Source organism: Halopenitus malekzadehii (assembly GCF_900108505.1).
Taxonomy (GTDB): Archaea; Halobacteriota; Halobacteria; order Halobacteriales; family Haloferacaceae; genus Halopenitus; species Halopenitus malekzadehii.
Genome location: NZ_FNWU01000026.1, coordinates 1 through 19,372, shown reverse-complemented (window position 1 = coordinate 19,372; position 19,372 = coordinate 1). Strand labels below are relative to the sequence as shown.

Here is a 19,372-nt window from a genome sequence, read left to right as displayed (position 1 = left end):
CGCGTCTTGGAGTTCTTCGACGGAGATTTCGTCGAGATGGTCCATTAGATACTGTACAGCACTCCGTGCCGATAGTTCTAATGGCTACTATAGCTTCGGACGGGGCGAGATACCTTCTCACCGGGTATGACAAGGCTCACAGAGCGAAACTAAGTTTGATGGGTCGTGAGCTGTCTCGATCTCATTCTCGTCAAATTCTGCGAACGGCCGGATATGGTGAACTCGAGGTGTTTATGTTCTTAAGTGACGCCTCTTGTCAGATACCCTTAAAGGTCCGCCTCAGAGCGGCCACGCCGCCGTCGAGCTACTGCTCGAGGACAGCGATCCGCCGCTCGAGATCATCGAGATCTTCGCGAAGCTCCTCGAACTCCTCGCGCGGCTCTGGCCGGTCGATCTTCTCACGGGCCGCACGACGCAGCCACTTGGACCGATCCACGTCTTCGGAACGGTTCTCGTCGATGGCTTCAAGCAGCGACTCATCGACGCGCAGGCTAATGTGCTCCATTTTACCACGTCGTAACACATCGTAGCACTTAGCTGTTCGGGCCCATCCTGGGCGCGTCGCGGGTCCGGGACGCCGGAAACCCCGCAAGGGGGGGCCCGACACCGACTGTCCGAGCTGCCGCTTCCATACCGGGTCCGAACGACTGTCGCAGGACGGCAGACACTTCCCTCACCTCACAGGGCGGGTGGGCCGATGGGTTGGCAAAACAGTCCGCTCGGCCGTCACTCGCGGTCTGCTCCGGCTACCGTGCTCGCGAGATCTCGCTCTACTCAGTCCAGCTTGCCATTCCGGGCTGCCTGTCTCCTCCAAGCCCTATCTCAATTCACTTCGCACACGGGGTGTTAACGCTTATCGAGAAACGACGGAAGCACGGGGTGGATGTTCGACACTTAACCTACAGAGAACAAGTGATGGGGCTGTTGGTTAAGTACGAGAGGATTCGAAGATAAGCGTCCTCACCCCGTGATCGATGTGTAAATGCGTTCAAACTGTACGTAAAACCGGCTGAAACCTGAGATCGTGAATTCACCTCGAGATTGGGGCGGTATAGAATTTCCACACCAATAGGAGAGTCTGCTATTCGTCCGGGTTGACCGGTCCCTTATATTTGGAGGTCACTTTCTTGTCTTCCCGCCACTGCCAGTAGTAGTAGCGATTGTCGTTGATTTCCTTGATCGTGATCGTTGCTTTTGTGGGAACGTCGTCCGGGAGGTTATCTGGTCGCTCCTCCATTTCATCTTGGTCTGCCTCCTCTTCGAGACGAGCCTCACGTTCTTTGTGCTCGGCTAGCGCTTCGGCGTACGTAGCAACGGCTCGGAGCTGCTCCGGATCCGACTCGTTGAGCGTGTTGACGATCTCCGTCGGGAGGTTCGCCGGTGGGGTCGGGGGTTCGTAGGACATCGACTCTCTCCGTGTTAACCAACACGGCCCACGAATCCATAGTTTTGTTGGTTAAGACGATGAAGACGGCTCTCGCGATTGCTGGCTGTAACACTACTCGAAACTTCTTTATATATAAGTTTCCTACTATGTTACACCGTGCTCCGGCGCATCGAACTCGAGGTCCTCGCCACGGTCGACCGCGGCGATACGATCTCCGAACTCGCGACGAAACTCGACCACAGCGAGAGCTACCTCTCTCGTGCCGTCGCCGACCTCGTTGAGAAGGGGCTCGTCTACACGGAACGCGACGGCCGTCGAAAACGCGTCGTCCCGTCGGATGCTCGCGCCGTCGAGCTCTATCAGGACCTCGTCCGCCAGCACTCCCACATCGAGTTCCCCGAGCTGCTGACCGGCAAGGCACTCGAGGTGCTGTACTACCTCGACCAGCCGCGAACTGTCTCCGAGATCGCCGACCGGAGCGACAACTACCGCAACACGGTCAACCGAGTCCTCAAGCGGTTTCGCGACCGGGGTCTCGTCGGGACAGCCGACGGCCACTACGAGTTCAACGCCGACTTCGACCGTCTCCACGAGTTCGCCCGGGAACTCGTACATCATCTACATCGCCAGCGTCTCGAAGCCGTTGCCCCGAAGGGGACGATTCTCTGGGAGGACTACGACGAATTCCTCGCGCAGGCAGAGACGGAGATCGACGCAGAGGGGTTCCACGAAACCGGCCTTGCTCGGTTCGCAGCCTTCGACCTCCAGTTCCTGCTCACCGGCCATCGCTACTACTTCTACTCCGAGGATCTCGACGCAGTCTCGCCGGCGGAGCTCTGCTGTCACACGCTGCTGATCGACGACGGCAGCCGCCACCGTTCGTACTGTCTCCTGCTGCTCAGCCACGTCGACGTCGACGAGGCGGACCTCCGAGAGCAGGCGGCGAAGTATGGCCTCGAAGACGATATCGACGCCTTGCTCCGCTACCTCGAGACGCACGGCGAGGTTGATGACGGGCAGCTCCCGGTGTGGGACGAGTTTCAGGAACTGGCGGCTGACTACAAAATCGAAATCAGATAGTGACCGCTTTTGGAGCCCGGCACGGGTGGAAGAGTTATGCGTCGGCCGGTCGTGGGGCGTTCTCGTACTTGACCATCTTCTCGGGCTTATCGGAGATGGTGTCGTAGATTTGCTGGAGCGTCTCCTCTGCGGCAAGCAGGTTGTGCTCCTCCAGGAACTCCCGGCCCTCCTCGGTGAGGCCGTAGAACTTCCACGGATAGCCCTGACGACGCTGGTCATCGTCCAGTGCGACCTCCTTGACGATGCCGGCGTCGATGAGCTTCTGGATGTGTTTGTAGACCGTGGCATCGCTGACACTGGGATTGAGCTCCTCGAGTTCATACATCGACGGGAGCTGATCGGGATGCTGAAGAATGTTGTTGATGAGGGAGAATCGCGTCTGCTGGGTGACGAAGTGGATGAGTTTGCGAGGCTCCATCTCTTCAGCAGCCCCGAGTTCGGTGCTCATACTGTACGGTACACGACGCAGCGACAAGTAGTTTACTCTTAGGTAATTCACTCTGTAGTAAACAGTAATTGATTGATAGAGTAATTTACCTCATAAACTATATCTCCCACCACGAAAAGCTTGTATAATGCCTGATGAGGAGTCGCCCGTCCCTGATGACGTTCTCAAAAGTGCCAAAGACCAGCTTGACGAGGAGGAGGTTACGCTGGCGGACAACGAGGAGGTCCTCCATGCTCTGAGTGAGTTGACTCCAGTCTACGAGAACGACCGGTCGTACTTCGTCCTCGGGAACTACGATCGGGAGCCGATCCACCGTCTGAACCTCGTGGTCGACCGACTGAATCGGCGGCAAGACGCCTACGCCTTCCGGATGGTCGACATCCGGGGGGAGTGGGACAACAGTATCCAGAAGTTCTGTCTGATCGCCGACATCGTGACATACCTCGTCGGTGTCGCCGAGAAAGAGCCAAGTGACTTCCTCGTCGAACAAGGACTACTCGTCGGCACGACGGAGTTCTTCGCGAAAAGTCACGTCCTTAAGCGGGAGTACGAAGACGAAGAGCACCCCTTCGGATGGATGCAGGACGGTGTCTTCGAACTATTTGACCAGGAAGGACGGCTCTATCGCTGGCGAACCGAGGAGGACCTCGTTGACGTGACTGGCGACCTGCCGTAACAACGGGTTGGACGACCGATACTCCCCGAGTTAACCAACGCAAGCGTGTCTTGAGAGTTCTGTTGGTTAATCAGGTTTAGTTCGAGTCAGCTGGGAGCCGGCCGTCTGGGCGGGGTACACGGCCCCATTTTATCTCGTGATCGACGCGACGCAGGTGCTTGCAGCCGCCCTCGGGTGAGCGCTGCTGCCAGTCGGGACAGGTACACGATTCGTCGATGACGTCGACTTCGTACCTGTTGCCGGACGCAACTGTACCTCGTAGCGGCCACCTTTCGAGGGGAGCGAGACATCGATCGCTTTGGCGACGGCACACCTCGTGCGGGGCTCGAGATCGTCCTGTGACTGTGCGTTCTCGTCGGCAACCAGTCGGTCGCGAACGTCGCCCGTTCGGCCACCGTCGGGAGCGACGGCTTCCGCAGGGCCACTGAGACGTGCGTGGAGCACTTCCTCCACCGGATGGCCTTCCGGCCACAGGAAGTGGACCTCGCGGCGCTCGCGATGGTCGTAGGAGCCGCACGCCGCTGCGCTCCCAGTCCAGACGCGCCAGGCACCGAGCGCGCCCATCACGTCGACGATGGCGCGGGGAACCGTCTGGTGGTCGTCCGAAAAGAACACCCGGAAGCGGATGAATCGCCTGGGGATCAAACCCCGAGGCTTCCTGTTTCGACGACGCGCTTTGCAGACACCTCTTGGAAGTCGTCAGTATCCGTAGGGAGCGCAGTCTCCACAGGCGTCGATTCGGGCCATCCCAGCCCTAATTCATCGAACCCTCGCTGAAGTACGTTCAACGCGGCGTTCGCGTCGCGGTCACATTCGAACCCACACGCTGGGCAGGCGTGTTCACGCACCCAGATGTGTTTCGCTGTTTCCGTACCACACTTCGCGCATTCCTTTGTGGAACCCCGTGCGTCAACTTGCACGAAGTGCGTACCGTAGAGTTCTGCCTTATATTCGAGTAGCGTGATGAACTGACGCCACGCAGCGTCCTGTTTGTTGCGAGCGTTGTGGGAGCCCTCAAGCATCGGTTTCACGTCCAAATCCTCAACGAACACGGCGTCGTACTCACGGACGAGCCACGTCGAGAGTTTGTGCTGGAAGTCCTTGATCTTCTGCTGGATGTGCCGCTTGACCTTCGCCACGGTACGACGCTGTCGTTCGTAGTTGTTCGACCCGTCCTCCTTACGAGACAGGTTGCGTTGTTCGTGGCTAAGACGCTCGTACTCGTCAGAGAGGTCAAGCCAATCGACGGTCTTGCCATCTGAGGTGTGAATGTAGTTCTGGATCCCGAGATCGATGCCGACGCAGTTGTTCGCATCGAGCAAGTCCACATCAGGTTTCTCGGGGAGGCTGGCTTCCTCCCTCTCTAGCCCAAAGGAAACGAACCAGTCGCCGGTCGTCTCTTTCTTGATTGTAACTTCCTTGATGTCGGATTCGTCGGGGATTTCACGATGATATCGGATTTTGATTTCTCCGATCTTGGAGAGCCAGAGCGTCGCACGTCGGCCACTCGTATTTTTGAGTTTGAAGCCGTGCTGCGAGTACGTTATGCTCTGATACTCCTTCGGTGATTTCCACTTGAGCTCTCCGACTTTGTGCCTCTTCTCCTTTAGAGACTTCAGACCGGAGAGATTCTGGTAGAATCGTGTGACGGTTCGTTGCAGCGCCTTTGCATTGACCTCGGTAAAGACGGGGAAATCGTCCTTCCAGTCGGGGAGTCGACTGTGGTGTTTGTACGCGGAGCCGATGGTGTCGGCGTCCACGTTCTGGTATTCGTAGCGGGTGTAGTTGTACGCTTGACGATGGATATCGATGTGCCGTTCCAGATCACCGGCTACCTCTTGTGTCGGGTACGCGGGGTAGCGGTGACTGTACTGCATCGCCGTCTTTTAGTTAGTGATATCCACAATTAATTGTTTATCTCTGGGTTGTCGGCTTCAAGCCTAGAACCAACTTCCCGTATAGTCGCCTTGACCGTCGGTACACGCCTCCTGCGGCGGGACGGTCTCCCACCAGTCTTCGCTGGAGCCCCAGCTGTCGTACATCGCCTCGTCGCTCCCGTAGCCGACGGTCACGCCGTCGATCGGCGTCCAGTCTCCTGGGAGGTGGTCCGACTCGCCTTCAAGCACTCGGAGGACGGCGTATCGGAGGTACTCGTGGGCTTGGTTGTCTGTCGATCGAGCGAACGTCTCTCCGAAAGGGTTCGGATAAGTTAGCGATCGAGCGCAACAAATATCGTGACCAATGGACAGCCGCTTCAACTATTTCGGCCTCCCAACGAGGGCGGCCGTCAATAGACCTGTTCGTATTGCCCGACGAGTTTGAAATAGGTCTGATCGTCTACGACGGGGCGGGGGACAGTCCCGTTGTCGAAGTGACTCAGATGTCCCAAGTGGATTGGCAGAAGTCCATCTGAGGGGTCGTCAGTCTGGCTCGTTGCAACGAGGCGACGATTGACCAGGCGTAGTGTGGCTGCATTACCCTCTTTTTCGGCTGTCTCTTTCCAATTTGCGACTGCCTGTTGGATCTCTGGGCCACGGCCGGTCGAGACCGTGTCCGGGTCGATATTACCCCACACGTGACCCGTTTCAGTCAAGTAAATCCGCCCACCATTTGGCCTGTAGGTCTTGTATCTGTCAACGAGCTCGGGGTGGCCGAACGCCGACTCGAAGGCATAGTCTTTCCACTTCCACGTCAAGCTGGCGTCGTCGCCCACCGACCAGGTTTCGCCGTGGTTGAACGGGAACCCGGGCCAAACTGCGATACCGTCCCTTGGAATCTCCGGATCAAGGTCGACATCTCGAAAGCGGAGTCCCTGTACTGTGCCGAGATACACTGGTATCCACCCACTCGAGACAGGTGCCTGATCGAGATTTGAATAGTCGTCTGCCTTGACTTTCGTGAGGACTTCACCGTCAGCGGTGACTCGGAAGATTCCACGACCCCCAGACTTTCCGGCCAGAACCATCGCTCGTCTGAGGCCTTTCGGTGGCTCAGTGAAGATCTTCAGATCGCGCTGTTCCCACTTCACGACAACCTCCTCGTAATCATCGTCTGAGACGAGGCTGTATCGAGACCCTCGATACGCGGACGGCCAAGGCTGCTTTGGATCGATTGTAACGGATTGGCCGTCTCCAATCGGGACAGATGTCGACTCCTCCGTGAACTCCGGATTCACCGTTCGCTCACCTCTCTGTCACACCGGGAGGGTTTCTCACGACTCATCGGCCTTCTCAAAGTCGTCCATGAGTTTGTCGAACGCATCGTAGTCTCCGTCTTCATTCTGATCAGCATACAATTTCCCCGTTAGTCCGTCGGATGGTTCGTAGTCTTGGACGACCCGTTCAGTGGCCGCTGATCTCCGTCCGCGAGTGTGTGTATTCGCACTGGACTGTGCCTCTGCGGAACCTGATTTGGGTGCGTTCGCTGCCTCAGACACCGTGGCCGACTCTGGTTGTGAGGCGTCATCAGATGTCGTTGAGTCGTCACCAACCCAGCGGGTGGATGTATCAGCGCCAGACCGTGAGGACTGAGGCTTGCCGTCTATCGAGACTGACGTCGGAGTGACGTCGAGGTCGATATCGTAGCCCGTCAATTCGAGGAGTTCGAATCCATCAAGGAACGCCTCATTCGAAGATACCTCCTCCAGACGACTCTCCAAGTCGAAGTCGCGATTGTCCCCGTATTCGAGTAAATCACCGAGCAGGTCGATCGGGACACGCGTTCGGTCGAGCCATTCTGCCAGGTGTGAGCCATCTCTGAGTTCGACATCACTATCTTCGGCTCGTTCAGCCGCCTCGTCGGTGAAGTACGTGTTCGTAAGAGCGACTACCCGGGAGGGGTTCCGGCCTTGCTGCGGATTCGTCTCTCCCTCAATTACGGATTGAATCACGGCAGCATCTATTGGAACGCCATCGGGTCGGGCAAGAGTTCGGAATGCGATTGTTTTGTGCTGTCGTCGCCAGAACAGATCTACTTCGGTATCCAGCCGATCGGGTCGCACTGTTGATCCGTCCATGCGACTGAGGATCGCCATCAGGAGGAACGCGAACTCTTTATTTGAGAGGTACTCTGCGTCTTCTCGGTCGGTATGGCGACTATCGTATCCTTCCGGAGTTCCCGTCGTGGATGGGCGTTGGGAGAGTTTCGGCTTTTCTCGGTGGCTTTCGCGTCGCTCGGCTGTTGAGGAGACGATCGACGTAACGCGCTGGCGAGACAGGTCTTGAAACTCGTGTTCTTCGAGAACAGAGATCACTTCATCGGTTCGCACACCGTTTCCGTATCCGGATCGGACGGTTTCCATCACGTCTCCAGGTGTGTACCATTCTGGGGGAGAGTGACTCACTTGAACCACCCCCCGAACCGCTCTTCGATCCCCATGCGGCGCTTGTGAACCTGGGTTCCGTCGCGGCTGTAGACGATTACGATGTCGCCACGAATACGATGTTTTCCCCGGACCACGATATACGAGTCGTTTTTGCCGACGTGGGAGCGACCGAACAAGCCAACTGCATCACTCACTTGGTCGATGTTCGCTTCCGTCTTCGGAGAGAGGTTTCGGCACGCCGGACAGCGCCCATCGACGAGTGAGGTGGGTGCATACTCCTGTCTACAGAATTCACACTGTTCGAAGTGCTCGACACAGAGATAGCCGTCTGTTGCGGGGGCTTCGTGAGCGTGATCACGACTCAACAGCACGCCACACTCGATACACGTCGCGAGATGCGAGTCGCCGTAGACATCGCCCGTTATGGTGCAGCGCCCCGAGTGGGGGTCGCAAACGGGGTCACCGCATCCGGCACACTCGATGACGTGGTCGTCACAGAACGGGTCGTCGCACTCGTGGCAGCGTCGGATATGATCGTACGACTCGCAGTGTAACTCGCCGCATTCGGAACAGGCATGCAAATGAGAGATCCCGAATCCGTTCCCGGTCGTCACACAGATATCAGAGTCAGCTTCGCAGATCGGATCGGAACACCCCGAGCACTCTAACAGGTGGTCTTGGCAGTGGAACTCATGGCACTCATGACAGCCGGTTCCGTGCTCCGTGCAGAAAGCCTCGTCACAGTGCCCACAGACACTGCGGTGGTCCGGACAGATCGGTTCCTCACACTGCGCACAGGCTACGGCATGAGACTGACAGACCACTTCGTGACCACCGTGACACGTGGTTGCATGCGCTTCACAGACCGGCTCGTTACAGTGACTGCAGGATTCGATGTCCGCTGAACAGAATACGTCATCACAAATAGAGCAGGTGTGGCTGTGTTCGTCACAAATAGTCTCCTCACAACTGGTACAGGTCAACGCATCCTCATAGCAGAGGGCCCCCTCTCCGATGGTGCAGGCCGTAATATGATCTTCACAGAAATACTCGCCACAGGAGGCACATTCGGTGGTGAACCTGATACAGAACGGATTCGCGTTCCCGGACCCCAAGAGGTCTACACAGGCAGCACATGACCTACGATGATCCGGGCAGAGTGGCTCACTATGTTCGGCACACGAAGCGAGGTCGTCCAGACAGGTGGGATCGCCACACTCGCTACACTCGCCGAGATGCGCTTCACAGACGTGGTCACCACAGTGGGAACACTGACCGGCGTGATCGTCACAGTGGACCCCACCACACATCCCACATTCTATTCGATCGTCGGGACAGGCAACACCTGAACACGTCTCACAGGCCGTGAGGTGGGTACTCGCGACCTGTGTTTCACAGACCTGGCAGACTGAAGCGTGGGCGCGACAGTGATGTCCGCGGCAGTGATCACACTCGATTGAATCATCCTGGCAAATAGTCTGCCCACACGTCTCACACTGGACTCGGTCCTCGGGACAGACGTGTTTGTTGCACTCCTCACAAGTCGCCAGATGCCCGAAGCAGAACGGATCAGTACAGACAGTACACGAATCAGTGTGATCGAGGCAGTGATAATCGCTGCAGGAACTGCAGTAGTTCCGGTGGGTAGAACAGACTGAATCGTCGCACGTGAGGCAGGATCCCGTATCTTCGGGGCAAAGGTGGTCACTACAGGTCTCACAGACCGAGAGATGCGCCTCACAAACGCCATCTCCACACTGTGAACACGTCGTCCTGTGGTCTTGACAGTGTTCCTGTGAGTCGGTCGAACAGATGCCGAGATGGTCGTCACAGTGGAAGCTGCCGCAGGTTGCACACTCGACACCACACGTGCGACACGCAACGTCGCCGCAGGCCGAACACGTATCGCGGTGAACGACACAGGCACGTCCCCCACAGGTATCACACGTGGCCGTACACTCTCCACACTCCGGGCTATCGCACACGTGGCAGGGACCGATGTCGACATCGCACGCCCCGCAAAGAGTTGTTTGGCAGGTTTCACAGGTCGAGAGACACCCCGCACAAACCACGTGGCCGGAGTCGCACAGCTGCGGCAACGTCGATCTATCGAGGGCGGTGCCACAACTCATACATTCGACATCGCCAAAGCTGTTCGTTCCGGGATAGTACGCCACTGCGGTTTGCCCCGTCCGATCACCGTCGTCGAGCGCGAGTTGGATCTCCCCGATATCGTACTCGATGACGCTCATCCCGATGAGAGAGATATCACACTCGACGGTGTGACGAGAGACCATCTGATCTTTTTTCTTCTGTTCTTGTTGCTCGAATTGCTTCTTCATCTCGCGGACGTCGCTCAGGTTGTCATATTCGTCCCGGACCTCCTGTCTTCGCCGCTCGTACAGTGCTTCGATTTCCTGCACGCGATCATCGATCGATTCTGCGGCGCTCTGCTCCAGCTCCTCGAGATCATCGCTGATACGGTCCTGCATCTCCTGTAGAGCGACATCGTACGAATCGGAGATCACCCCTTCACCGATATCCGAAGTGGGTTCTTTCGGGGTGTCGCCCAGAAACGGATTGAGATGAGCGAGATACCGGTTCGTAAGTGAAGGAAGAAACGTCTCTGATTCTGGATCGATGGTGAGCGTTTCAAACCGCTGTCGATGATACGAACTCACGGTCGTCATCTCGACTTCGAAATGAAAAGCCAGAGCAACGTCAGTGCGGAGTGAATCGTAGTCGAGGATTTGAGATGAGAGTCGCGAGACGTCGAAGAAATCTGGGAGATGCAGTTGCAGGCTGTCCCCATCAAGGTGAACGCGACCAACAGTTCCGCTTTCTTTGGCAACGTCCAGAAGTGAGTTGAAAAAGACCGTTCCCGGTCGAACGAGAAAATCTGACCTCCCGGGCTCCTGTTCCTGTGGGTCGAACACCAGCGTCACCTGCTGCTCGTCTGTAATATCATCGAGCGCGGGTGGGAGTCGAACACGCCAACAGGAGCCATCAGACCGGTCGATTTGGCCGCCCTGTGAGCGGATGATGGACTCGGTGAACCGCTTGACTGTGAGCGGGTTGATAAGGCTGGTATCGATGGAACTCATGCCTCCCCTCCTGTGAACTCAAAGTTGTCGAAGACGCTCTTGTTGAAGTCGTCCATTTTCTCGGCGGCTTCCTTGTTCTCTTCGAGGTCGACAGCCATCTCCTCGAAGTTATTCTCGAGTTCGACGGCGTCGTCAGCGCTTCGGAGCCTCTCGAAGACCTCTCGCTCGAAGTCCGAGCCGGATTTTTCCATTCGCGAGAGGATTTCACGGAGTCCACCGATCGACTGATTGAACAGGTTGATTTTCCCGTAGAGTTTGTCGAGTACGTGTTCTTCAACGGTCCCTTCAAGAGCGAGGTTGAACACGAACACCTCCCGATCTTGGCCGATGCGGTCGATACGGCCAATTCGTTGTTCGACTTTCATCGGGTTCCATGGCAAATCGTAATTCACCATGACGTTGCAGAACTGGAGGTTCCGGCCTTCGCTAATCGAATCAGTCGCGATCAACACCCCACCCTCTGATTTAAACTCACCGACGACACGCTCTTTCCCCCGGCTCGACAGGTCACCGTTGACGATGTGAGCAGTGTATCCCTCACGGCGGACCTGTTCAGCGATTTCTTGCTGCGTCGGGCGGAATTGGGTGAACACGACGGCCTGTGTCTCTTCGACTTGGTCGTCGAGTGAGCCGAGAATGTTTGATAGGCGCTTTTGTTTCGTCGTCGTATCGATGCTGTCGATAGTTTCTCGGATGGCAGACAGTTGATTACGTTCGCTTCGAGAGATACTATGGTCGTCACGCTCCAACCAGCGTGAAATCGTCCCATCAACTGCTCGGGGACTACTGACGACTTCCTTCTCGAGTGTGAGCATCACCAAATGCCGGGCGTTTGCACTGGAGTAAGACGACCGGACGAAGTCAGTAACTGACTCGTAGAGTTTCTGCTCGCTAGCGCTCGGTTCAAAAGTGTTCGTTTGGACCCGTCGATTGGTGAAATCGATCTTCGTCTCCTCACGCCGATTCCGAATCATGACCGGCTGGAGGCGCTTCTGAAGTTCGTCGGCGTTCTTGATCTGTGAGGTTTCCTTATCCGCGACGAACCGACGTTCGAACTCGTCTTTCGTCCCGAGCAAACCCGGTCGAACGAGGTTGATGATGTTGTAGAGGTCTGTGATGTCGTTTTGGATAGGTGTCGCCGTTGCGAAGAAGGCCTGACCGTAATCGATTGTGTCGATGAGTTCATACCGTATCGTATCGCGGTTCCGAACGTAGTGCGCTTCGTCAAGAACGAGAACGTCCCACCGCCGACTCAATACCTCCTCGCGTGACCCACTCATTTTCGCCGTGTCAACGCTGGCGACGATCTTGTCGTGGGCATCGAAGCCGGAGAATTCGTCGTCATAATTACAAACGAACTCCAGACCGAACTTGTTCTTCAGTTCCTTCTGCCACTGTGGGGCCAGTTGCGCCGGCGTCAACACGAGGAAACTGTGGTGAGTCTCCCGAAAATCCATCTCTTTGAGCACCATGCCGATTTCAATCGTTTTCCCGAGGCCGACCTCGTCCGCAAACAGGGCACCACTACCCATCCGAAAGAGTGCCCGATGCGCAGCATTGAGCTGATGATCGAGCAGTTTGATCCGGTCTTTGATCTCCTCGACAGCAAGAAGTTCTTGCTCGCCTTGGGCGATTCCCAACCGCCGGGATTCGACATTCAGAAGATGCTGCGATAGTCCTGAGGAGCCGCCGTTTTCGAGAACAGTTTCGATATCATCTGCTTGGATGTTGGCCGATGGTTCATGCTCACTCACGTCGCGGCCCCCCAGTTCCCATAAGTGAATCTTTGTACTATGGAATGACATAAATGTTTGGAGAAAAAGGCAAATCCGATTCAGGCGTGTTTTCGCATCCGCTATTTGTCAATATGATTTTCTTTTCGAGTAGTGTCAGTATCACTCATCTTCGAAGGGGTATTCAGCGGGCTCATCAACCAATGAGGTGTCGGATTCTTGGTACTCAAACTCCTCGGGGTTGAGCGTCCCGATGAACCTCGGCTCACTATCCACGAACATCACCGCATGATTGCATTCGTTCACGAGGACGCTTCCGCCCCCGTTCCGTTGCACTACGTACTCAGCGATTTCATCAGCTTCTGCATGCTTGATGTACTTGCGTCCGTCGTTCGAACTCTCGAACGGACGCCCATCTGCATCGACGCTGAAACGGTAGCCTTCACGCGGCCCCTCGTACGTATCCCCACGTTCGAGATCGCTGCTGTCGGGACACGCTCGTTCTGGAACTGGGCCGGTCGGAATCTCTGCTTCGGTTGCAGGGCGAATGTCGCCGTCGAGAATACCGTCCTCGACCTCCCAGGTGAGGTGTCGAACCTCTGCGTTAGCCAAGTCCTTCTCCCAGTCGTGTTCGTGGAAGATCGTCTCGTCGACGGTATCCCTGGCGTAGAGGACGTATAATTCCGATCGGTCGGAAGACCCGCCCCGGCGTAAGACTCGACCGAGTGTTTGTATGCGCTGGCGAACGCTTCCGGAAGACACGCGCACGATACCGACATCTGCGCTCGGGACGTCGACACCCTCGATAAGCGCTTTGACACTCAACATGACGTTCGCGAACCCGTCGTCGTCGAACCACTCGATGGCGAAGTCGTTCCACGCCTGCCGATGGTGCCCCGAGTGATACATCACGGGGGCAAACGACGCAGAAAAAAACAGAGATTCGAGCTGTTCGTCGATTTCTTTGAGTTGTGGATAGCGGTCATAGAGTTTTGCACGATCAACGTCTGTCTCGGCGATTGAGCCGGTTCGAGGGTTGCGACCGCGCTGCTCCCGTGGAGCGACCATCCGTTCAAGTTGTTCGATCCGCTCTTGGAAGACGATCGCTTTCTGCTCCGCATCGATGACGTCGTTGAGTAATCGCAGCGTGATCGCCTGTCTGGCAACAGCATCTGCGACGAGTTCACGCCGTTCTGACGTGTATCGAAAGTAATCAGCGATAGCCGGTGTCGGCCCGTCGGCCGAGTTCATAATCACCTGTAGTTTCTGTGCATAATTGCCGCTGAGTTCATAGAGACGGTTTCCGTATCTGGTCTCGATATCCGAAACCGCATCAGACACGTTCCGCGACAAGGTTTCGTAGGTCTGACGTTCGGCATGAGTGAGTTCGAAACCGACGTAGTTGACCTGGAACTCCGGAATCAATTCCCGAGCAATCGCTTCGTCGTAGCTGAGTCGGTAATACACGTCACCCAATTCAGATAACAGTAACTCGTCGCTCTCGGTCAGTTCGTCTGGCTCGGGTGATGAGAGCGGCGTCGCCGACAACCCCAACTCCGCGGTCCGATGGTAGTCGAAAATATTCGAGAACGTATCACCAGTGTATCTGTGACACTCATCGGCTATGAGTAGATGGGATGGTTCGTCCGCGTCTGCGAGTGCTGATTGGAGAAAGTCGTCTTTCACCGCGGAGTTCACGATTGATACGAGTACACGACAGCCGTCGTCGAACCGGTCCTTATGCCCACCGCCAGCCCATCCGATATTGTCTGCAGGAACGTGTAGGGTCTCGATGAGTTCTTCGATCCATTGGTGCATAAGTACTTTCGTCGGGACGACGACAGTCACGACACCAGATGGGTTTTCGTTGAGCCACCGGCGAATGACATTGAGTGCCATCACAGTCTTCCCAGCACCGGTCACCACTTCCGCGATGCCGGACTCAGCTGGCGTTTCGCGATCGTCGAACCACTCTTCGGTCGCCTCACGCTGCCAGTCATACAGCGAGAACTCATCATCGAACGCGTATGCAACGTCAGATGTGCTTGCGAGTGCTTCGACATCAGCGCGAGAGATTCCCGACCCTGCTGTTGACCGAATACGACGGGCCTCAACCAGGCTGTCCGCGTCGGCCATTCTGGTGAGGATGGTAGTCGGGAGGCCGGCGAGATCATCACCACTGACCGTCGGGTATTGCTCGTAAATGCGCTCACGAAGTGAGCTGCGTTCGCGTTCTTTAGCGACGTACTGCTCCGCGCGGCGAATCTTTGGTTCGGATGGATCGCCGTTGAGGGCAGTATCAGCTAAGTAGTCTTCTCTGAATGTATCGAACAGCTGTCGATGTCGGCCCAGTCCGCCCGACTCACGGTACATGTAGTACTTGGCGAGATCCCGTTTGACGCGGTCTGACGGCGGGTCGATCTGAGGGCCTTCTTGCTTGAGCCACCGTTCGAATTGAGAGTGAATATCCGCGTTCCGGAACCGGTTCAGATACGTCGATGCCTTCGGAGTCGTAATGTAGCCATCCTCTGTTTTCTGGATGGCGCCGAGTGCCGACAGGAGTGTCGGGAAGCCCCGTATTCCTTCGTCGTTGAATTCATAATCGAACTCCTCACGAAGACTCGATTCGATTTCCCCACGCTGCATCGAGGTATCGGCGTTCGAGAGCAATGTGAGGATGCGTCGCAGTCCCTCTATGCCCTCCGGGAACCCACCCTGAATAACCCATTGTTGTTTGAGAACGTACCAGAGGAACGTCTCGAAATCGATCTCTCCTTGGTGCCAGTCACGGGCAGGTTGCCAGACGGTTATTCCGGCGTCCGACGATTGGCGTAAGACCCCGAGTTGAAGGTACGTACTGATGATTCGTCGGAGATACTCTTCCGAATAGACACCACCTTCAGGTTTCTCAAGACGGGTGATCGCCTCGGCGACGAACGCTGATTTCGAGAGATCTCCGTCAGATTCGATCGCGAGAGTCGTGAAGACCCGGCTGCGCCGTTCGGTTCGTTCGACACCGAACAGCGGCGTCGGGAATCGACGGCTCATCCAGTATACCAGTCTTCCGGATCGTCATCCGGTAACTCCTCCTCGATCGGCTCCGTATCGTCAGACTCAGATTGTGTAATCGAATCAGCCGAATGATCTTCCTCCCGCGTGGGTGAATTCGTCCCAAGCGACGCCGCCCACCCTTCTAATTCTTCTCGCTCTTCATCGGAGAGTTCGTCGATAAGCGTTTTCGGCTCGCCGATTTGGATCGGCGTGTCGTGGATCTTGCCGACGTAGACGGGCAACATCTCTACGCCCCGCTCTTTGCGGAGTTTGATGATGTTTTTCACAACTCGGGGGAGGTCGCTGAATTGCTCTTGAATGGTATCGGGGGCTGGATGAGCCGAAACGAGTGTGATAACGTCGTTCCAGGGGGTGATTCGGAACGATCCACCCTTCGGTTTGTGGGTCTGTAGCGCCGTAAGAACGCTATTCGGGATCGGAGTCTCGACGGGATGACGACGGTTGGTCGCCGGGTTCGACCACCAGATGTGTTCACCGCCACCGCTAAACGAAAATTTCGCCCCATCGTAGACACTCGGCCAGAGGTCCCCGGGATTCAGGCCAGTGGGATTCACGTCGACACTGAACTCTGGTGCGTCTCGGGGGACTAATTCGCCCTCAACCGAGAGATTCCCGACGTAGACCGTCCGATACCCGTCATCCGTCTCTTCGCGCGTGATGACATCGTTGTCTTCAGTGACGCGCACACGCCCCCCTAACCGCTTGAGTGAGAGCAACTGCTCGACGAGATCGTCCGGTGACGGGTCGAGATGCAGCCGATCCGTCCCTTGGTATACTTGCCACCAGACATCGCCATCTGGATTTGTCCGTAGCCGATAGCCACGATAGTATCCGGGCCATTCCTCACCGGGAGATACGCTTGGCGTCATTAGGGGAGGACTCCGTAGGTCTGCGATAATTACCGACACGGATACAAGTAGTTGTGGTACGGGGTGAAGAGCCTTGGAGAGGAAAAGTGTGGCTAGAAATGGTCGCAGAGAGCGAAGAAGACGGAGTTCAATCAGTCGGAAGATGGAGGGTGGTGAGTTCGGTATTCGAGAGTAAATTGGAAGACGAGTGGGCTGAAGTAGCACATAGAACCAGCTGGCACAGGACCCTACTTTTTTCAGGTTTGTGCCCCGTCCGGAGGTTTTCCCGATACGCTGCGTACGCCGCTGCCCGTTCTCGCTGTTCCTGTTCGCTCAGGCTATCGTGCTTCGCCGGATCGAAAAACGGGAGTTCCTCGACTGATGGCACCTTCATGACGACACCCAGCTGGGCGATCTGCGGAAAGTAGTTCTCCAGTACCCACGCTTCTCCGTGGTCCTCGAGTGCCGTTCGAATATACGGAACAGCCTCGGGATACTCCTCTTCCAATTCCTCGAGCATGGGCATAGCTACGCGCCGAGAGAATATGATTGCGACGCCAAGAGGGCCAGTGCGATTTCCGTTTGTCCCCGGTCTCGATTAGCTGATTCGTCCCGCAGGACGGCGATAGGTGTCGACGAGGACAGGACCACCGAATGTCTTGTAGAGCTGGATCAGATCAGCGACATCGCGCCTGCAGTAGTTTTCGATGGTCGCAACTCTCTCCCTCCGGAACGGTCGGCTGGAAAACTCGAGACAACTACTCACCCCCGACGACGGGGAACTGACCCGGATATCACTGGTAGATTTGGTCCAGCAAACGCTCGTCAGCGTCGATATCACGGTATTCTATAGTCTCTCCGTCTTGCGATACTGCACACTTCGTTTCAAGCAGAAGTTCGATTGCACTATCGATTCGATTCTGGATATTTGCGCCGGTTCGTTGATAGCCAATCAGCCGAGCGATTTCTAGGAGGAGGTCGTCTCTCGTCATTTTGGTTCCCGCTTCCAGAATTAGATACCCCGCCTTGGCGAGCTCTTCGAGTGGGATATCCACTATTGAGCGGTCTGACTCGTCGGTGTTTTGTCGGACGGCAATCGAGTCTGGGCGGTCTCCCGGCCACACAAATCCATCATACAGCGCGACGTCACCCTTGTTGTTCATTCGTAACACCACGTCACTCAATTGCTGGCGGATATTCTTTCCGAGCCGAGAAATCTTCCAACGACTGATCGTCGTCCGAAATAGTGTCTCGCGGGGGAGTGGACCGTACTCAGAGATAGTCCAGCTAATGACCTTCGTGAGACTTTGGCGAGAAATGTCATCGAAGGATCGGTCACGCGTCGTGTTGACCTCCGGAACCTGCCAATCGCTGAGTGAGTCTTGAATGCCGCCACGCTCGTCCTCTGGGATAGCATCGACCTCAACTGGTTGGACCTCAACCGTCGACGCGCCCCCATCAGGTGCAATGCCATCAATTACATCCGATACACGCTCTTCAATGGCATCGAGTTCACGCTCTTTGTTCGAGGCCCAGTCTGGCGACCAAATTCGATGAATCGTCCATCCCAAATCTTCTAGCACTGCCTGCCGCGTTCGATCACGGTCTCGAGCCGTCTTCGAAGAGTGGTAGGCGGCCCCGTCGCATTCGATCCCGAGCACGTATTTGCCAGGCTTCTCCGGATGCCGAATGGCGAGGTCGATACTGTACCCTGAACTCTGGACCTGCGTCACCACGTCATAGCCACGCTTTTCCAGGGCTGTGTACACGGCCTCCTCGAATTCCGAATCGAAGTGTAGCATCTGCGGTTCGGAATCCGCTCGCGTCAATGCTTCCTCTCCATGGCGGGCATACTCAAGATAATGCTTGAAGTCCTCAACACCGCGTGCGCCAGTCCGCTGTAGATCGATATCGCCCGGTGTCAAAGAGGCGACGACAGTGATGTGTTCTTTGGCGCGCGTCACTGCGACGTTGAGGCGTCGTTCACCACCGGTATGATTGAGCGGCCCGAAACTCATCGAGATCTTCCCGGCCGAATCAGGACCATAGCCGACACTGAAAATGAGAGCATCACGCTCGTCGCCTTGGACGTTTTCAAGAGGAGCTGTTCAGCCGCGTCGACGACCGCCTCGTGAGCCGCCTGCGCTCCAGCGAGCACGTCCGAATGGACAAGTACCACGACGAGCAGCTGTACGACATTCTGAGTGCGCGGGCGAAGTGGGGGCTCAACGAGGACGTCATCACCGACGACCAGCTCTACCGAATCGCCGACGCGGCCGGTGGCGACGCCCGCCTCGCAATCGGTATTCTCCGAACGGCCGCCGGCAAGGCTGATCGCGAGAACCACGAGCGCATCACCGACGACATTCTCCTGGGCGCTGCCAAGGATGCCCGTGCCCAGATTAAGCAGAAGAGCCTTGACTCGCTCACGCCGCACCAGCGCGTCGTCTACGACATTGTTCGCGAGCACGGCCCGGTCGGGCCGAGCGAGATTCACGAGCGCTATTCCGAGGCCGTCGATGATCCGCGGACGAAGCGGACTGTGCGGGCGTATTTGTCAAAAATGACTCAATACAACCTCCTCGAAGCGGATGGATCCAGCCGAGATCGCGAATACACAGCCATCGACCAGCCATCTCCTACGCTCGCTGAGTAGGTGGCTAAGGAACTGATAGGTCCCGTTTTGGTGAACGGAAAATG

Annotated in this window: 17 protein-coding genes and 3 pseudogenes; 5 read left to right on the top strand and 15 right to left on the bottom strand. The window is 56.4% G+C overall.

The features are described 5' to 3' along the window. Positions 1-117: 117 nt before the first annotated feature. The 3 genes from BLW38_RS16890 to BLW38_RS14965 all read right to left on the bottom strand — a co-directional run bounded on the left by BLW38_RS16890 (position 118) and on the right by BLW38_RS14965 (position 1,405). Positions 118-213, bottom strand: coding sequence for an HNH endonuclease (locus BLW38_RS16890; RefSeq protein WP_218143080.1), 96 nt, complete (start codon positions 211-213; stop codon positions 118-120). A gap of 91 nt (positions 214-304) precedes the next feature. Beyond that, entirely contained in the window at positions 305-505 is a 201-nt protein-coding gene (locus BLW38_RS14970; protein ID WP_092817998.1) for a hypothetical protein, read from the bottom strand. A 576-nt stretch (positions 506-1,081) separates the two neighbouring features. Next, positions 1,082-1,405 carry a hypothetical protein gene (locus BLW38_RS14965; RefSeq protein ID WP_092817997.1) on the bottom strand — a complete coding sequence of 108 codons (324 nt, stop codon included), beginning with the start codon at positions 1,403-1,405 and terminating at the stop codon, positions 1,082-1,084. 138 nt (positions 1,406-1,543) lie between these two features. On the opposite strand from BLW38_RS14965, the gene BLW38_RS14960 reads away from it, so the two are divergent. Further along, complete coding sequence (locus BLW38_RS14960) at positions 1,544-2,467, top strand: helix-turn-helix transcriptional regulator (RefSeq protein ID WP_092817996.1); 924 nt, start codon at positions 1,544-1,546, stop codon at positions 2,465-2,467. Between the two features lie 34 nt (positions 2,468-2,501). On the opposite strand, the gene BLW38_RS14955 is transcribed toward BLW38_RS14960, so the two are convergent. Continuing rightward, the gene (locus BLW38_RS14955; protein ID WP_092817995.1) at positions 2,502-2,915 is read right to left on the bottom strand and encodes a MarR family transcriptional regulator; all 414 of its coding nucleotides are present in this window, start codon (positions 2,913-2,915) and stop codon (positions 2,502-2,504) included. A gap of 127 nt (positions 2,916-3,042) precedes the next feature. Here BLW38_RS14955 and BLW38_RS14950 point away from each other — a divergent pair, with 127 nt between their 5' ends. Continuing rightward, positions 3,043-3,591: a hypothetical protein gene (locus tag BLW38_RS14950; protein ID WP_092817994.1), complete on the top strand. Its 549-nt coding sequence runs from the start codon at positions 3,043-3,045 to the stop codon at positions 3,589-3,591. 76 nt (positions 3,592-3,667) lie between these two features. On the opposite strand, the pseudogene BLW38_RS14945 reads toward BLW38_RS14950, so the two are convergent. The 6 genes and pseudogenes from BLW38_RS14945 to BLW38_RS14920 form a co-directional block, all read right to left on the bottom strand. Beyond that, positions 3,668-4,215 (bottom strand): annotated as a pseudogene (locus tag BLW38_RS14945) (hypothetical protein); the annotation flags it as partial. 17 nt (positions 4,216-4,232) lie between these two features. After that, positions 4,233-5,468, bottom strand: coding sequence for an RNA-guided endonuclease InsQ/TnpB family protein (locus tag BLW38_RS14940; RefSeq protein ID WP_092817993.1), 1,236 nt, complete (start codon positions 5,466-5,468; stop codon positions 4,233-4,235). A gap of 99 nt (positions 5,469-5,567) precedes the next feature. Continuing rightward, positions 5,568-5,771 (bottom strand): annotated as a pseudogene (locus BLW38_RS14935) (hypothetical protein); the annotation flags it as partial. A 107-nt stretch (positions 5,772-5,878) separates the two neighbouring features. Then, positions 5,879-6,766 carry a hypothetical protein gene (locus tag BLW38_RS14930; RefSeq protein WP_092817992.1) on the bottom strand — a complete coding sequence of 296 codons (888 nt, stop codon included), beginning with the start codon at positions 6,764-6,766 and terminating at the stop codon, positions 5,879-5,881. 36 nt (positions 6,767-6,802) lie between these two features. Beyond that, positions 6,803-7,891 (bottom strand): restriction endonuclease, encoded by a 1,089-nt coding sequence (locus BLW38_RS14925; protein WP_092817991.1) that lies wholly within the window; start codon positions 7,889-7,891, stop codon positions 6,803-6,805. A 38-nt stretch (positions 7,892-7,929) separates the two neighbouring features. Continuing rightward, positions 7,930-8,529, bottom strand: a complete 600-nt coding sequence (locus BLW38_RS14920; RefSeq protein ID WP_092817990.1) for a hypothetical protein — start codon at positions 8,527-8,529, stop codon at positions 7,930-7,932. Positions 8,530-9,084: 555 nt separating this feature from the next. Between BLW38_RS14920 and BLW38_RS14915 the strand changes: the two genes are divergently transcribed. Further along, complete coding sequence (locus BLW38_RS14915; RefSeq protein ID WP_177167540.1) at positions 9,085-9,264, top strand: hypothetical protein; 180 nt, start codon at positions 9,085-9,087, stop codon at positions 9,262-9,264. Between the two features lie 834 nt (positions 9,265-10,098). Next, positions 10,099-10,416 carry a hypothetical protein gene (locus tag BLW38_RS14910; protein WP_092817988.1) on the top strand — a complete coding sequence of 106 codons (318 nt, stop codon included), beginning with the start codon at positions 10,099-10,101 and terminating at the stop codon, positions 10,414-10,416. 599 nt (positions 10,417-11,015) lie between these two features. On the opposite strand, the gene BLW38_RS14905 is transcribed toward BLW38_RS14910, so the two are convergent. From BLW38_RS14905 to BLW38_RS14885, 5 genes are all read right to left on the bottom strand, one after another. Next, complete coding sequence (locus tag BLW38_RS14905; protein ID WP_092817987.1) at positions 11,016-12,824, bottom strand: DEAD/DEAH box helicase; 1,809 nt, start codon at positions 12,822-12,824, stop codon at positions 11,016-11,018. Positions 12,825-12,914: 90 nt separating this feature from the next. Continuing rightward, entirely contained in the window at positions 12,915-15,800 is a 2,886-nt protein-coding gene (locus BLW38_RS14900; RefSeq protein WP_092817986.1) for a DEAD/DEAH box helicase, read from the bottom strand. After that, positions 15,797-16,693, bottom strand: coding sequence for a hypothetical protein (locus BLW38_RS14895; protein WP_143040918.1), 897 nt, complete (start codon positions 16,691-16,693; stop codon positions 15,797-15,799). Before BLW38_RS14895 ends, BLW38_RS14900 begins: the two co-directional genes overlap by 4 nt. Before the next feature lie 127 nt (positions 16,694-16,820). Next, positions 16,821-17,198 carry a hypothetical protein gene (locus BLW38_RS14890; protein ID WP_321166957.1) on the bottom strand — a complete coding sequence of 126 codons (378 nt, stop codon included), beginning with the start codon at positions 17,196-17,198 and terminating at the stop codon, positions 16,821-16,823. A gap of 268 nt (positions 17,199-17,466) precedes the next feature. After that, positions 17,467-18,690: a DUF559 domain-containing protein gene (locus tag BLW38_RS14885; RefSeq protein ID WP_143040917.1), complete on the bottom strand. Its 1,224-nt coding sequence runs from the start codon at positions 18,688-18,690 to the stop codon at positions 17,467-17,469. A gap of 77 nt (positions 18,691-18,767) precedes the next feature. Between BLW38_RS14885 and BLW38_RS14880 the strand changes: the two are divergent. Then, positions 18,768-19,328 (top strand): annotated as a pseudogene (locus tag BLW38_RS14880) (Cdc6/Cdc18 family protein); the annotation flags it as partial. Positions 19,329-19,372: the final 44 nt, after the last annotated feature.